This window comes from Burkholderia sp. LS-044, assembly GCF_004803625.1.
Taxonomy (GTDB): domain Bacteria; phylum Pseudomonadota; class Gammaproteobacteria; order Burkholderiales; family Burkholderiaceae; genus Burkholderia; species Burkholderia cepacia.
In genome coordinates this window covers 326,985-341,446 of sequence record NZ_SSWO01000004.1, presented here as the reverse complement: position 1 = coordinate 341,446, position 14,462 = coordinate 326,985, and the positions used below count along the sequence as shown (strand labels likewise).

Genomic DNA, 14,462 nt, shown 5'->3' with positions numbered 1-14,462 from the left:
CCTGTCGCGTTACTTGAGACTGCCCGACAGGAACTGCTTCAGCCGCTCGCTCTGCGGGCGTACCAGCACTTCCTTCGGATCGCCCTCTTCCTCGGTCCGCCCCTGATGCAGGAACATCACATGATTCGACACGTTGCGCGCGAAACCCATCTCGTGCGTGACGACGATCATCGTGCGGCCTTCCTCGGCCAGCTTCTGCATCACCTTCAGCACTTCGCCCACCAGTTCCGGGTCGAGCGCCGACGTCGGCTCGTCGAACAGCATCACGTCCGGATGCATCGCCAGCGCGCGCGCAATCGCCACGCGCTGCTGCTGGCCACCGGAAAGATGCGACGGATACTGCTTCTCGACGCGCGGCGGCAAGCCGACCTTCTCCAGGTACTCGCGCGCACGCTCCTCGGCTTCCTTCTTCGAAATGCCGAGCACGTGCACCGGCGCTTCCATCACGTTCTCGAGCACGTTCATGTGCGCCCAGAGGTTGAAGTGCTGGAACACCATCGCGAGCTTCGTGCGGATGCGCTGAAGCTGCTTGTGATCGGCGACTTCGAGCGCACCGGCGCGGTCGGTCTTCGTGCGCACGGTCTCGCCGTCGACGACGATCTGCCCCGCATTCGGCCGCTCGAGAAAATTGATGCAGCGCAGGAACGTGCTCTTGCCCGAGCCGCTCGCGCCGATGATGCTGATGACGTCGCCGGCCTTCGCGTTCAGCGATACGCCCTTGAGCACCTCGTTGTCGCCGTAGCGCTTGTGAATGTCGACCGCGGCAAGCTTGGTGGAAGCGGACGCGCTCGTTTGAGTGATCTCGGCCAACTGGCTCTCCTCGAAGTGAATCAATGACGGGCGGCCGCGAGATACGCGAGCCAGTGGCGCTCCGCGCGGCGAAACGCCGCGACGAGTGCGAACGATACCGCAAGATAGATCAGCGCGGCGATTCCGAACGACTGGAACGCCATGTAGGTCGCGGAATTCGCATCGCGTGCGACCTTCAGGATGTCCGGCACGGTCGCCGTGAACGCGACGGTGGTCGCGTGCAGCATCAGGATCACCTCGTTGCTGTACAGCGGCAGCGCGCGGCGCAGCGCCGACGGCAGGATCACGCGGCGGTACATCGTGAACGGCGACATCCCGTATGCCCGCGCCGCCTCGACCTCGCCGTGCGGAATCGCGCGGATCGCACCCGCGAAGATCTCGGTCGTGTACGCGCAGGTGTTCAGCGCAAACGCGAGAATCGCGCAGTTGAAGCCGCTGCGGAAGAACGCGTCGAGCAGCGAGTGCGACCGCACGAACTCGAGGCTGTACATGCCCGTGTACAGCAGCAGCAACTGCACGTAGAGCGGCGTGCCGCGGAACACGTACGTGTAGAACCGCACCGGCGTCGACACCCACTTGTTCTTCGACACGCGCGCGACCGCGAGCGGCACCGCGCACACGAAACCGAGCGAAATCGACGCGACGAGCAGCCACAGCGTCACCGCGAGGCCGGAGAGGCGCTGGCCATCCCAGTAAAGGAACGCCTGGCCGAATTCCTGGAGGATCTCGATCATAGTTCTGCGTGCCGCACGCCCATGGAATAACGCTTCTCGAGCTGGATCAGCACGAGGTTGGAAACGGTCGTGATCGCGAGATAAATCAGCGCCGCGACGAGGATGAAGAAGAACATGTTGAACGTGCTCTTGCCGGCGTCCTGCGCGGCCTTCACGACGTCCGCGAGACCGATGATCGACACCAGCGCGGTGGCCTTCACGAGCACCTGCCAGTTGTTGCCGATACCGGGCAGCGCAAAACGCATCATCTGCGGAAACATGATCCGCACGAACACGCGCATCCCGCTCATCCCGTAAGCCGCACCGGCTTCGAGCTGGCCGCGCGGCACCGACAGGAACGCGCCGCGGAACGTCTCGGTGAAGTACGCGCCATAGATGAAACCGAGCGTGAGCACGCCGGCCACGAACGGGTCGATGTCGATCTGGTCCCAGCCGACGAAGTCGGTGAACTGGTTCAGCCAGATCTGGATGCTGTAGAACAGCAGCAGCATCAGGACGAGATCGGGCACCGAGCGGATCAGCGTCGTATAACCGGTCGCGATCGCTCGCAGCACCCGGTTGTGCGACAGCTTCGCCACCGCGCCGATCAGCCCCAGCGCCACCGCAGTGGCGAGCGACAGCACCGACAGTTCGATGGTCTGCACGGTGCCGGCCCAGAGGACAGGACCAAAGCCGTAAAGGAACACGCGCGTCTCCAGAGTTGGAATGGATGCCGACGCGTCTGCCTGTCCCGCGCCGGGCTGACGCGGATAGTCGCAAGCGAAATTGATTGCCTCAAATCACCCGGCACGCGATTGCTGCGTCGCAACAATCCGCCCCGTCATTTTCAACCGCGACCTACACCGCTGTTTCAAAAGGAAAAAAGCCGCTCCCTGACAACCGGATAACGGCCAGGGAAGCGGACTTTTTGCAATTTTCCGGTCGCTTTTTCGATATAGCGCCGAAGAAGACGGTCGGGCTCACCGCCCCTTCAGGATGTCGGAGCGCGAAGTCGTGTAGACGAGCCCGTCCGGGCCGAAATGGACGTTGAAGAACGCGTCGGTGTTGACGCCGTCCTCGAGCCAGCGCCAGCTCCAGACCGTCTCGGGCTTGAGCGGATACTGCGCGATGTCGCCGGGCTTGCCGAGCAGGCGCCGCACCTCGTCCTCGTTCATCCCCGGGCGCACTTTCGCGAAATTCTCGGCGGTCAACACCTGCGTCGCGCCCGTGTAGCGGCCGTTCGCATCGAGGTCGACGAACCACGTCTGGTTGCCCATCGGGCCGCGCGGGTATTCGAGACGCTTCGAGCCGTCGGTGAAGTCGCGCTCGGTCTCGGGTTTGCCCATCGTGCCGCGCACGTCGGCCTCGGTCGATTCGCCGGCCTTCAGCCCCTTCAGCAGCAGCGGCGCGGGCTTGATCGCGTTGAAGAAGTCCCTGATACGTTGCACGTCGAGGTTGCCTTGCTTGTCGTCGCAGCCGGTCAGCGCCAGCGCGGCGGCCAGCATCGTCACGGGGAGCAGCCGGAAACGGAAATTCATCGGAAGAAATGCGCGTCGAGAAAACACGCGGCAAGGATACCCGCGCGACGCCAAAAGCGCGAGACGGGCGCGCGGCCCGTCTCGTGGTCAATGCATCGTTTCGGTTTCGGATTCGGCCACGCGGCCCGTCGCGCGCGGCACGGCCGGCGGCGCACCGATGCTGCGGCGCGTGCGCACGAGTTCGGCAAGCTGCCACGAACCGAGCGCGAGGCAGCCGAACAGCACCTCGCGGCCACGCTTGACCAGCGCGAGCGACAGCGCCGTCTCGCGGTCGACGCCGAACATCTGCGCGAGCAGCACGACGGTCGCCTCCTGCACGCCGAGGCCGCCCGGCACCATGAACGCCGCATGGCGCACGGCCTGCGTCATCGCCTCGATCGCGATCGCGCCGCCGATCGACACCGGATGGCCGAGCAGCGCGAGCGCCCAGTAGATCTCGAGCGCGCCGAGCACGTAGCCGGCCAGCTGCCAGAAGAACGCGCTGAACAACAGGCCCGTGCGCGACATCAGCGCATCGATGTCGGCATCGAGCCGCTTGCCGTCGACGCCCTGCAGCAGCCGGTGCGAATCGCCGAGCAGGCGGCCCGCGAAACGCTCGATCGCATGGAAGATCCCGCCGCGGCGCATCAGCACGACGCCGAGCACCGGCAGCGGCAGCGTCAGCAGCAGCGCGAGGCCGATCGTGCCGCCGCCCATGTTGTCCGTCGTCGCGAGCAGCAGCACGAGGCCGAGCGCGGCAAACGCATACTGGACGACGATCGTCACGAGCACCTCGACGATCACCGACGCCGTCACGCGGCTCGCGTCGGGCACCTGCCAGCGCGCGAGCCGGATGCCGACCAGCTCGCCGCCGATCCCGACCACCGGCAGCAGCCGGTTCACGGCTTCGCGCACCGTCGCGATCCACCAGAGGAACGGCAGCGACGAGCGCCTGTCGAGCAGCAGGTGCCACGCGTAGGCGTCGAGCAGCAGCGGCAGCGCGTGGAACGGTACGAGCCACAGCAGCGCGTAACCGGCGCGCGCGAGCATCTGCGACACGTCGCCGATGCCTTCGTGCAGCCCCAGCGCCAGCAGGATGCCGATGCCGAGCGGCCAGCCGAGCCATTTGATCCACTTGATCATGACGGCTGCGCTCCCGGTGCGCGCGACGCCTGCCCGCCGCGCCGCGCCGCAGGCTGGCCGAACACGTCGGCAAAGCCGCCGGTCGCGACGCCCGCGGCCTTCAGCGCGGCTGCGACGCGCGGCGACAGCAGCGCATCGAGTTCGTCCACCGGACGGTAGCCGGCCATCGTCGGCGTGATCGGGCCGTCGCCGGCCTCGGCCGGATGGCAGTAGATCTCGCCGACGCCCGGCGGCAGCTTGGCCAGCGCGTCGAGCAGCACGGCCTCGTCCATCGCGCCCGTATGCTCGATCCCGACCACGTAGTCGTTGTGCGCGAGCCCCGCCCGGTCGAGCCGCGCGCGCACGAGCGCGATCCACGGCTTGAGCAGCGCGGGCGCGCTCGTCTCGTACGGCAGCCGCACCGCGCGCAGCCCGTAGTCGCGGCCGATCTCGATGATCAGCGACAGCACGGTCGGATGCAGGTGGAAATGCTTGTGCGCGTTCACGTGGTCGAGCGGCAGGCCGCTCGCCGCGAACGCGTCGAACTGCGCGCGAATCTCGCGGCGCAGCTGCGCCCGCACGTGCGGCAGGAAGAAGAAGCGGCAGCCGTCCTTCGCCATCGCGTCGCCGAACCGCCCGTCGGGGCCGACGAGTGCGGGAATCTCATGCGCGGGCAGCGTGGCCGGCCCGTCCGCGAGCACGAGATGCAGACCGACCGCGAGCGACGGCAGCCGCCGCGCGCGCTCGATCGCATCCGGTGCGGCGCTCGCGCCGACCATCAGGCTCGCGGCGTTCAGCACGCCGTCGCGGTGCGCGCGTTCGACTGCCGCGTTGACGCGCGGGTGCAGCCCGAAGTCGTCCGCGGTGAAGATCAGCGCCCGCGCCGCCCGCTGCGTCGCCACGGATTACGCCTCGTGCGCGCGCAGGAAGCGGAAGAACTCGACGCCTTCGCGCAGGCGGCGCTTCATCATGTCCCAGCTCGTCAGCATCTCGCGCACGATCTCCCAGATCTTCGACGGACGGAAGTAGAACTGGCGATAGAACTGCTCGAGGTGGTGATAGATCTCGTCGCGCGACAGGTGCGCGTAGCCGATCGCCGCGAGCTGCACACCTTCCTTGCTCACCAGGTTGATGGTCTTGTTCTCTTCCATCCAGCCGTTCTCCACGGCCTGCTTGTAGAGCGTCGTGCCCGGATACGGCGCGGCGAGCGAGACCTGGATCGTGTGCGGATTGATTTCCTTCGCGTACTCGATCGTCTTCTTGATGGTCTCCTGCGTCTCGCCCGGCAGGCCGAGGATGAAGGTGCCGTGGATCTTGATGCCGAGCTTCTTGCAGTCCGCGCTGAAGCGGCGCGCGAAATCGGTGCGCACGCCCTTCTTGATGTTCACGAGGATCTGGTCGTCGCCGGATTCGAAGCCGACCAGCAGCAGGCGCAGGCCGTTTTCCTTCATGATCTTGAGCGACTTGTACGGCACGTTGGCCTTCGCGTTGCACGACCACGTCATGCCGAGCTTGCCCAGGCCGATCGCGATCGCTTCGGCGCGCGGCAGGTCGTCGGTGAAGGTGTCGTCGTCGAACATCAGTTCCTTCACTTCCGGCATGTTGTCGCGGATCCACTTCGCTTCCGCGAGCACGTTCTCGACCGAGCGCGTGCGGTAGCGATGGCCGCTGACCGTCTGCGGCCACAGGCAGAACGTGCAGCGCGACTTGCAGCCGCGGCCCGTGTAGATCGACACGTACGGGTAGTTCAGGTAGCCGATGAAGTAGTTGTCGATCTTCAGGTCGCGCTTGTAGACGGGCGCGACGAACGGCAGTTCGTCCATGTTCTCGAGGATCGGACGCGCTTCGTTGTGCTCGATCGAGCCGTCCTTCGCGCGCCAGCTCAAGCCCTTGATCTCGGGGAACGGCTTGCCTTCGGCGATTTCCTTGCAGGTGTAGTCGAATTCCTCGCGGCACACGAAGTCGATCGCCTCGCTCGCCGTGAGCGAGTTGTGCGGATCGACCATCACCTTCGCGCCGACCATGCCGACCAGCATCGACGGCTTCATCTTCTTGAGATCCTGCGCGAACATCGCGTCGGTCGGGAACGACGGCGTGCTCGTGTGGATGATCACGAGGTCGTAGTCGTTGGCGATCTTCAGCGTTTCCTCGACCGACAGGCCGTCGGCCGGCGCGTCGACGACGCGGCTGCCCGGCACGAGCGCGGCCGGCTGCGCGAGCCACGTCGGATACCAGAAGGAACGGATTTCGCGCTTCGCCTGATAGCGCGAGCCGGCTCCGCCGTCGAAGCCGTCATACGAAGGGGCCTGCAAGAACAGCGTTTTCATGAATGCTCCGGTAGCCTGCATAGTTCGTTTCGTTACAACGATTCAGTCAAAAAACCGCGGGCCGCCCTGCCGGCGCCCGCCTCTCTGTCATGTCGCGCCGCGCGGCCTCGCCGCGCAGCGCGTCTCGGCCCTCGGGCCGGGTTCGACCGGAACGGCCCTAGCGGCCGTCCACTGCTTCCACGGCCGCCGTCGCGCGCTCGCCGCCGACGACCGTCATCCTCGCGCCGCGCCACACGACATGCGTGCCGAACACGGCCGCGAGCCACTCGAGCGCGAGCAGCGTGTCGCGCACCGCGACGAGCGGCAAGTCGCGCCAGAATGCGCGCCAGCCGTCCTCGCCGCGCGCGTGCAGCACGAGCCGCCCGAACGCGCCCACCACGGCCGCCCAGCCCGCCAGCGAGCCGGCGAAGGTGCCGTCGAGGCGCAGCGCGAGCGCCGCGCCGATCGCGAGCCACGGCACGGTGAACGTAATGAACAGGAACGCGAAACCGGCCGGGTTCAGCGAACGGATCGTGCGCAACCAGCGCGTCTCGCGGTGCCAAAGCGGCCCGAACGACGGTTCGATCACGTCGGTCGCGACCTCGACTTCCGACAACACGGTGCGGCGTCCGAGGCGGCGCGGCAGCTCGGCCAGCCAGAAATCGTCGGCCAGTTCGTCCTTCAGCACGGGAAAGCCGCCGATCCGGTCGAGCGTGTCGCGCGTCAGCGCGAGCGTCGCGCCGAAGCCGAAGCGGCTCGAGCGGCCGAGATGCGTGATCCGGACCGACGGCGCGAACCAGGCGTCGACGAACTGCGCGCCGATTCGCGTCCAGAACCCGCCGACGCTGCGCGCATGATACAGGCACGTGACGACGCCGACCGACACGTCGGCGAGCGGTGCCGTCACGCGCTCCAGATAATCGCGCGTCACCGCGATGTCGCTGTCCGCGATCACGATGCGGCCGTATTTCGCGCGTTCGGCGAGGTTGATCAGGTTGCTGACCTTCAGGTTCTTGCCGTGCACGCGCGCATCGATCACGAGCGTGATGTCGCACTCGGGGTAATCGGCGCGCAGCCGTTCGACCACGGCGACGGCCGGATCGGCCGCCGACGCGACGCCAAACAGTACTTCGTAACGCGGATGACGCTGCTCGCAGAACGTCGCGAGGTTTTCGTACAGGTGCGGCTCCGCGCCGCACAGCGGCTTGAGCACGCTGACCGGCTCGAAGCCGTCGCGCGCGGCCGTGCGCGGCGTACGCGGCCGCGGTGCGAACGCGGCGACGAGCGCATAGCCGGCCGCGGCCAGCGTAAAGACGATCAGGAGCCAGTCGAGCATCGTTGCGGTTGCCGTCATGCGCGACGCCTCCCGGCGACCTGAACGCCATGGAAAACGCTTGAGCGCGATTGAGCGTGATTCGGTATTCCGACAACGACGAACGCGGGCACGACCCGACTCCTTGTTCCAGCAGCGTCTGTATATGAGGGAGGCTCGACCCATCCTTCGGGTGTGGCCATGCCCGGCTTCGCGTGGGGCACCTCCGCGCGAAACCCGGACGAGATGCGGGAAGACTCGTATGGCTACCTTCGGCACAACATGGGCAGGCGCCGGATTTTAGCAGTCTGCGGCACCCCGCGCTCGGCGCTCCGAGAAACGGACTTGTGCAATTCCGGCAAAGCTGCGCAGTCGGCGAACCATTTGAGCGCACCCGTGTTCACGTTAGCGTAAGCGGTTTGCAGGCGTATTGCAGTCTTGAAAATCAATCGTTTCGTGCAAATTTGTACGTCGATGCGGATTCACATCCAATCGCGGTAAAGATTGGTAATTAATCGTCGATTGGATTGATTTTTGCAACGATCGCCGGATTCAGCCTTGCACCCCTGAAAGGCGCATGGGTATCGCGCCGCCATCAGCAGGTTCCGGAACCCTTTGGCAAAATCCCTGGCATTTGTTGCGTAAGCGCATCACCCCGCCCCCCCCTGTTCGAAGGCCAACCGATGACTCCGTTTTCCGTACTCGATCTCGCCCCCATTCCGGCCGGCGCCGACGCCTCCCAGGCTTTCCGCAATACCGTCGATCTCGCGCAGCACGCGGAACGCTGGGGTTACCTGCGCTACTGGCTCGCCGAGCATCACAACATGCCCGGCATCGCGAGCGCGGCAACGGCCGTCGTGATCGGCCATGTCGCGGGCGCCACGCAGACGATCCGCGTCGGGTCGGGCGGCATCATGCTGCCGAACCACGCGCCGCTCGTGATCGCCGAGCAGTTCGGCACACTCGCGTCGCTGTATCCGGGGCGCATCGACCTCGGCCTCGGCCGCGCGCCCGGCACCGACCAGACCACGTCGCGCGCGCTGCGCCGCGACCTGATCGGCAGCGCCGATTCGTTTCCGGACGATGTCGCCGAGCTGCAGCGCTACTTCGCGGAGCCGGTGCCCGGCCAGCGCGTGCGCGCGGTGCCCGGCGCGGGGCTCGACGTGCCCGTGTGGCTGCTCGGATCGAGTTTGTTCAGCGCGCAGCTGGCCGCGATGCTCGGGCTGCCGTTCGCGTTCGCGTCGCACTTCGCGCCGGATTACCTGATGCGCGCGCTCGAGATCTATCGTGCGCAGTACCGGCCGTCGGCCGCGTGGCCGAAGCCGCATGCGATGGTCGGCGTCAACGTGTTCGTCGCCGATACCGACGACGAGGCGCGGCGCCTGTTCACGTCGCTGCAGCAGCAGTTCATCAACCTGCGGCGCGGCACGCCGGGCAAGCTGCCGCCGCCCGTCGACGTGCTCGAGGCCAACGAGCTCGAGCTCGCGACCGTGGCGCATTCGCTGTCGTTCGCGGCGGTCGGCTCGCGCGACACCGTGCGCGACAAGCTGCGCGACCGCATCGCGCAGACGGGAGCCGACGAGCTGATCGTCACCGCGCAGATCTACGATCACGCGGCACGGCTGCGTTCGTTCGAACTGACCGCGCAGATCCGCGACGAGCTCGCGAGCGAGGTGCGCTGACGGCACACGCCCGCGGCCGCCCCCGCGTCACTGCGGGTGCACGGCCTCCAGCCCGTCGAGCAGCGCCTTGTGAAACGCGTCCGGGTCCTGGATCTGCGGCGCGTGCCCGAGCGCGGGGAATTCGACGAGCTGCGCGCCGGGGATCGCGGCCTGCGTCCGCTTCGCGAGTTCCGGGTAGCGGCCGAGCTTCGCATGCACGTCGGGCGGCGACACGTCCTTGCCGATCGCGGTCGTGTCCTTGTCGCCGATCATCAGCAGCGTCGGCACGCGGATCGCGCCGAGTTCGTAGACCACCGGCTGCGTGAGGATCATGTCGTAGATCAGCGCGGAGTTCCAGGCGACTGCATCGCGGCCGGCGCCACGGTACATCCCGGCCAGCATCTGCACCCAGCGCTCGTACGACGGCGACCATTTGCCCGCGTAGTACGTGCCCTGCTCATAGCGGCGGATGCTGTCGGCCGTGGTCTTCTGCTCGCGCGCATACCAGTAGTCGACCGGCAGCGGCGGCACGCCGAGCGCCTTCCAGTCCTCGAGGCCGATCGGGTTCACGAGCACGAGCTGCTCGGTCGCCTTCGGATACATCAGCGCGTAGCGCATCGCGAGCATCCCGCCCGTCGAGTGGCCGACGATCGTCGCCGACTTCACCCCCACCGATTCGAGCAGCGCGTGCGTGTTGCGCGCCAGTTGCTGGAAGCTGTACTGGTAGCGATCGGGCTTCGACGACTTGCAGAAGCCGATCTGGTCAGGTGCGATCACGCGATAGCCGGCACGGCTCAGCACGCCGATCGTGTCCTCCCAGGTCGCCGCGCAGAAGTTCTTCCCGTGCAGCAGCACGACGGTGCGGCCGTTCGGGTGCGCCGGCGGCACGTCGAGATAGGCCATCTCGAGCGTTTCGCGTTGCGACACGAACGTATACACCCGCACGGGTGCCGGATAGGTGAACCCTTCCAGGCGCGGGCCGTACACGGGCCCGTCGTTGCCGGCGGGCGATGCGGCGGCCGCCGCGACAGGCATGGCGCACGCGGCGGCGACACCCGCGCCGAGCACGACGGCGCGCACGGCATACAACATCTTGCGAATCGAAAGCATGGCGATCACGGTGATTGGAGACGCACGCGGGCAGCCGGGCCGCCTCGCGCCACGCGATTCTACGCGGTCGCGCTGACGACGGCGCGCAACACTCCGGGGCCGCGCGACTTCCGCGCGCGCGACGAACTCGGGTATCGTGTGACGTGACCCTGAAACGCGTGCAGGCGATTCCCATGAAAAACGTCCTCAGCATTCAGTCGCACGTCATCTACGGCCATGCCGGCAACAGTGCGGCCGTGTTCCCGATGCAGCGCCTCGGCGTCAACGTCTGGCCGCTCAATACCGTCCAGTTGTCGAATCACATGCAGTACGGCCATTGGGCGGGCAGCGCGATCGATGCCGCGAAGATGGAGCAGCTCGTCGACGGCATCGCCGCGATCGGCGCGCTCAAGCGCTGCGACGCCGTGCTGTCCGGCTTCCTCGGCTCGCCGCCGCAGGCCCGCGCGGCCGTCGAGATCGTCCGCTCGGTGAAGGCGATGAACCCGAACGCGTGGTACTTCTGCGATCCGGCGATGGGCCAGACGGGCGGCATCCGGCCCGAACCCGGCGTCGAGGAATTCATGGTCCAGGAAATGCCGGCGCTCGCCGACGGCATGTCGCCGAACCACACCGAACTGCAGAAGCTGGTCGGGCGGCGCATCGAAACCGTCGCCGAAGCCGTCGAAGCATGCCGCGCGCTGATCCGGCGCGGCCCGCAAATCATCCTCGTCAAGCACCTGCACGACCGCAACAGCCCGGCCGATCGCTTCAACATGCTCGCCGTCACCGAAACCGAGGCATGGATCGGCCAGCGCCCGCTGTACGCGTTTCCGCGCCATCCGGTCGGCGTCGGCGACCTGACCAGCGCGATCTTCGTCGCATGCCGGCTGCGCGGCGACTCCGTGCGCGCCGCGTTCGAGCACACGCTCGCAGCCGTGCATGCGGTCGTGAAGGCGACCTACGATGCACGCCGCTACGAGCTCGAACTCGTCGCCGCGCAGGACGAGATCGCACGCCCGAGCGAATGGTTCGGCGCGTGGGTGACGGACGCCTGACGTACCGGCATCGCCCGCCGCTTCAGCGGCGCGCGTCCCGCGCTTTCCCGTTGTCCCGTTGTCCCGTTGTCCCGTTGTCCCGTTGTCCCGTTGTCCCGTTGTCCCGTTGTCCTGCTTTCCTGCTTTCCTGCTTTCCTGCTGTCCTGCTGTCCCGCGCTACCCCCTGCATCACCACGACCGTTCGCGATATGCCCCGACGCTGCGTCGATATCGCTTCGACGCGGATGCAAACGTTTCCGGACTTCACATGAATGACACTGATTCCTCGCTATGCTCGCGGCGGCACCACCCGGCGCAGCCGCATCCTGCGACCCGAGTGCGCCCTTTCAGCAGGTCCCGCCAATCGGCTCTCCCTTTTACCCCACGATAACGACCATGACCCGATCGAACCGTCGTGACTTCCTGCGCGTCGCTGCCGGCACCGCCGGCGCCGCCGCGCTGAACCTGTTCCCGCCCGTGATCCGCGATGCGCTCGCGATTCCCGCGAACCGCCGCACCGGCACCATCCGCGATATCGAACACATCGTGATCCTGATGCAGGAGAACCGCTCGTTCGACCACTACTTCGGCACGATGCGCGGTGTCCGCGGCTTCGGTGACCCGCGCCCGCTGCGCCTCGCGAACGGCAAGTCGGTGTTCCACCAGCCGGTCGGCCCGGCCGAGCTGCTGCCGTTCCATCCGGGCGCGGACAAGCTCGGCCTGCAATTTCTGCAGGACCTGCCGCACGGCTGGCAGGACATGCACGCGGCATGGAACAAGGGCCGCTACGACCAGTGGGTGCCGAACAAGGGCACCACGACGATGGCGTACCTGAAGCGCGACGACATCCCGTTCCACTACCAGCTCGCCGACGCGTTCACGATCTGCGACGCGTACCACTGCGCGATCCCGAGCTCGACCGACCCGAACCGCTACTACATGTGGACGGGCTACGTCGGCAACGACGGCACGGGCGGCGGCCCGGTGCTCGGCAACGAGGAAAAGGGCTACGGCTGGACGACCTATCCGGAAGTGCTCGAACAGGCCGGCGTGTCGTGGAAGATCTACCAGGACATCGGCACGGGGCTCGACGCGAACGGCTCGTGGGGCTGGACGCAGAACCCGTACATCGGCAACTACGGCGACAACTCGCTGCTCTACTTCAACCAGTACCGCACCGCGCTGCCCGGCACGCCGCTGTACGACAAGGCGCGCACCGGCACCAACATCAGCGCCGGCGGCACGCTGTTCGACATCCTGCAGCAGGACGTGAAGAACGGCACGCTGCCGCAGGTGTCGTGGATCTGCGCGCCGGAAGCGTATTCCGAGCACCCGAACTGGCCGGCGAACTACGGTGCGTGGTACATCGAGCAGGTGCTGAAGGCGCTCGTGTCGAATCCGGACGTGTGGAGCAAGACCGCGCTCTTCATCACGTACGACGAAAACGACGGCTTCTTCGACCACGTGCAGCCGCCGTTCGCGCCGCAGTCGCGCGACAACGGGCTGTCGACGGTCGCGACGACCAACGAGGTGTTCCCCGGCGACGCATCGCACATGGCCGGCCCGTACGGGCTCGGGCCGCGCGTGCCGATGCTCGTCGTGTCGCCGTGGACGAAAGGCGGCTGGGTCTGCTCGCAGACCTTCGATCACACGTCGCTGCTGCAATTCATCGAGGCGCGTTTCGGCGCGCAATACCCGGTCAAGGCGGGCAACGTGTCGCCGTGGCGTCGCGCGGTGTGCGGCGACCTGACCGCCGCGTTCGATTTCGCGACGGCCGACGCCGGCTGGCCGACGCTGCCGGATACGAGCGGCTACGCGCCGCCCGACCGCCTGCGCCACCCCGACTACATCCCCGTGCCGCCGGTACTGCAGAAGCTGCCGAAGCAGGAGGCCGGGCTGCGGCCGGCGCGCGCGCTGCCTTACGAGCTGTTCGTGCACGGCCGCGTCGAATCGGTCAACGGCCTGTTCCGGCTGACCTTCGCGAACACGGGCCGGGCGGGCGCCGCGTTCCAGGTGCAGTCGCGCAACCGCCTCGACGGCCCGTGGGCGTACACGGTCGAAGCCGGCAAGCGGATCGCCGACACGTGGAGCGCCGCGGCGTCGCTCGGCCTGTACGACCTCGACGTGTACGGCCCGAACGGCTTCTACTGCCATTTCCGCGGCCCGTTCGCGACCGGCGTCGGCAGCGCGAACGTGAACCCCGAGGTGATCTACGGCTATGACGTCGCGAACGGCAACATCACGCTGCGCCTGATGAACCGCGGCCACAAGGCGGTGCGGCTCAAGGTCACGAACGCATACGGCCACGGCCGCGCGCGCACGTTCGATCTCGCGCCGGGCCAGCAGATCGACGACTACTGGGATCTGCGCGGCAGCCACGGCTGGTACGACCTGACCGTCAGCGACGGCCGGCTGCTCGGCTTCCTGCGCCGCTTCGCGGGCCACGTCGAGACGGGGCGCCCGAGCACCAGCGATCCGCTGATCCGCACGCACGCATCGCACGACGATGCCGAAGCCGCATCGGACGCGCTGTCCGACTGACGGCCTCACGTGAGGCGGCACGGCCCCGGCGGGCCGGGCCGCCTCCCCACGCTTCCGCTCCTCCTCTCCGCCCGCTCCGTTCGCGACGGGAAACTCCCGATACCGGCTGCCTCCGCACGCGCGGAAGCTATGCGCAAATCCGCATCGAATGCGCGGCAAATTGCCAAGACCCACGCATATCGGCGACCTATATATCGAAACCATCGGGGCTCTTCGCCGAGCCTGACGGGAGATTCTTCCGAGGATCACGATGCCGACCTCCCCGCCCGATTCCGAGAAGCGGTCGAACCGCCCGCCCGTCGCACGCGTTCAGCCATCCCGAGCGTGTGCGGTACTTACCCGCAGGTATCGAACAAG

At 67.1% G+C, this 14,462-nt stretch carries 12 protein-coding genes; 3 read left to right on the top strand and 9 right to left on the bottom strand.

What is annotated here, in order from left to right; translation table 11 throughout:
• Nucleotides 1–9: 9 nt before the first annotated feature.
• The 8 genes from E9536_RS13040 to hpnI form a co-directional block, all read right to left on the bottom strand.
• Nucleotides 10–810 (bottom strand): ABC transporter ATP-binding protein, encoded by an 801-nt coding sequence (locus tag E9536_RS13040; protein ID WP_021163192.1) that lies wholly within the window; start codon nucleotides 808–810, stop codon nucleotides 10–12.
• Between the two features lie 20 nt (nucleotides 811–830).
• Entirely contained in the window at nucleotides 831–1,544 is a 714-nt protein-coding gene (locus tag E9536_RS13035) for an ABC transporter permease (protein ID WP_011351456.1), read from the bottom strand.
• The gene (gene hisQ / locus E9536_RS13030; RefSeq protein ID WP_021163190.1) at nucleotides 1,541–2,230 is read right to left on the bottom strand and encodes a histidine ABC transporter permease HisQ; all 690 of its coding nucleotides are present in this window, start codon (nucleotides 2,228–2,230) and stop codon (nucleotides 1,541–1,543) included. Before hisQ ends, E9536_RS13035 begins: the two co-directional genes overlap by 4 nt.
• A gap of 273 nt (nucleotides 2,231–2,503) precedes the next feature.
• Nucleotides 2,504–3,061 carry a lipoprotein gene (locus E9536_RS13025; protein WP_021163189.1) on the bottom strand — a complete coding sequence of 186 codons (558 nt, stop codon included), beginning with the start codon at nucleotides 3,059–3,061 and terminating at the stop codon, nucleotides 2,504–2,506.
• Nucleotides 3,062–3,148: 87 nt separating this feature from the next.
• Entirely contained in the window at nucleotides 3,149–4,183 is a 1,035-nt protein-coding gene (locus tag E9536_RS13020; protein ID WP_134255458.1) for a lysylphosphatidylglycerol synthase domain-containing protein, read from the bottom strand.
• The gene (gene hpnK / locus E9536_RS13015; RefSeq protein ID WP_059681864.1) at nucleotides 4,180–5,064 is read right to left on the bottom strand and encodes a hopanoid biosynthesis-associated protein HpnK; all 885 of its coding nucleotides are present in this window, start codon (nucleotides 5,062–5,064) and stop codon (nucleotides 4,180–4,182) included. Before hpnK ends, E9536_RS13020 begins: the two co-directional genes overlap by 4 nt.
• 3 nt (nucleotides 5,065–5,067) lie before the next feature.
• Complete coding sequence (gene hpnJ / locus E9536_RS13010; RefSeq protein WP_021163186.1) at nucleotides 5,068–6,489, bottom strand: hopanoid biosynthesis associated radical SAM protein HpnJ; 1,422 nt, start codon at nucleotides 6,487–6,489, stop codon at nucleotides 5,068–5,070.
• 157 nt (nucleotides 6,490–6,646) lie between these two features.
• Nucleotides 6,647–7,822 (bottom strand): bacteriohopanetetrol glucosamine biosynthesis glycosyltransferase HpnI, encoded by a 1,176-nt coding sequence (gene hpnI / locus E9536_RS13005; RefSeq protein ID WP_027787977.1) that lies wholly within the window; start codon nucleotides 7,820–7,822, stop codon nucleotides 6,647–6,649.
• A gap of 641 nt (nucleotides 7,823–8,463) precedes the next feature.
• On the opposite strand from hpnI, the gene E9536_RS13000 reads away from it, so the two are divergent.
• Nucleotides 8,464–9,462, top strand: coding sequence for an LLM class flavin-dependent oxidoreductase (locus E9536_RS13000; protein WP_027787978.1), 999 nt, complete (start codon nucleotides 8,464–8,466; stop codon nucleotides 9,460–9,462).
• Nucleotides 9,463–9,489: 27 nt separating this feature from the next.
• Here E9536_RS13000 and E9536_RS12995 read toward each other — a convergent pair whose 3' ends face one another.
• Entirely contained in the window at nucleotides 9,490–10,551 is a 1,062-nt protein-coding gene (locus E9536_RS12995; protein ID WP_027787979.1) for an alpha/beta hydrolase, read from the bottom strand.
• Between the two features lie 173 nt (nucleotides 10,552–10,724).
• On the opposite strand from E9536_RS12995, the gene pdxY reads away from it, so the two are divergent.
• Nucleotides 10,725–11,585: a pyridoxal kinase PdxY gene (gene pdxY, locus E9536_RS12990; protein ID WP_027787980.1), complete on the top strand. Its 861-nt coding sequence runs from the start codon at nucleotides 10,725–10,727 to the stop codon at nucleotides 11,583–11,585.
• Between the two features lie 375 nt (nucleotides 11,586–11,960).
• Entirely contained in the window at nucleotides 11,961–14,105 is a 2,145-nt protein-coding gene (locus tag E9536_RS12980) for a phospholipase C, phosphocholine-specific (protein ID WP_027787981.1), read from the top strand.
• The last annotated feature ends 357 nt before the right edge of the window (nucleotides 14,106–14,462 follow it).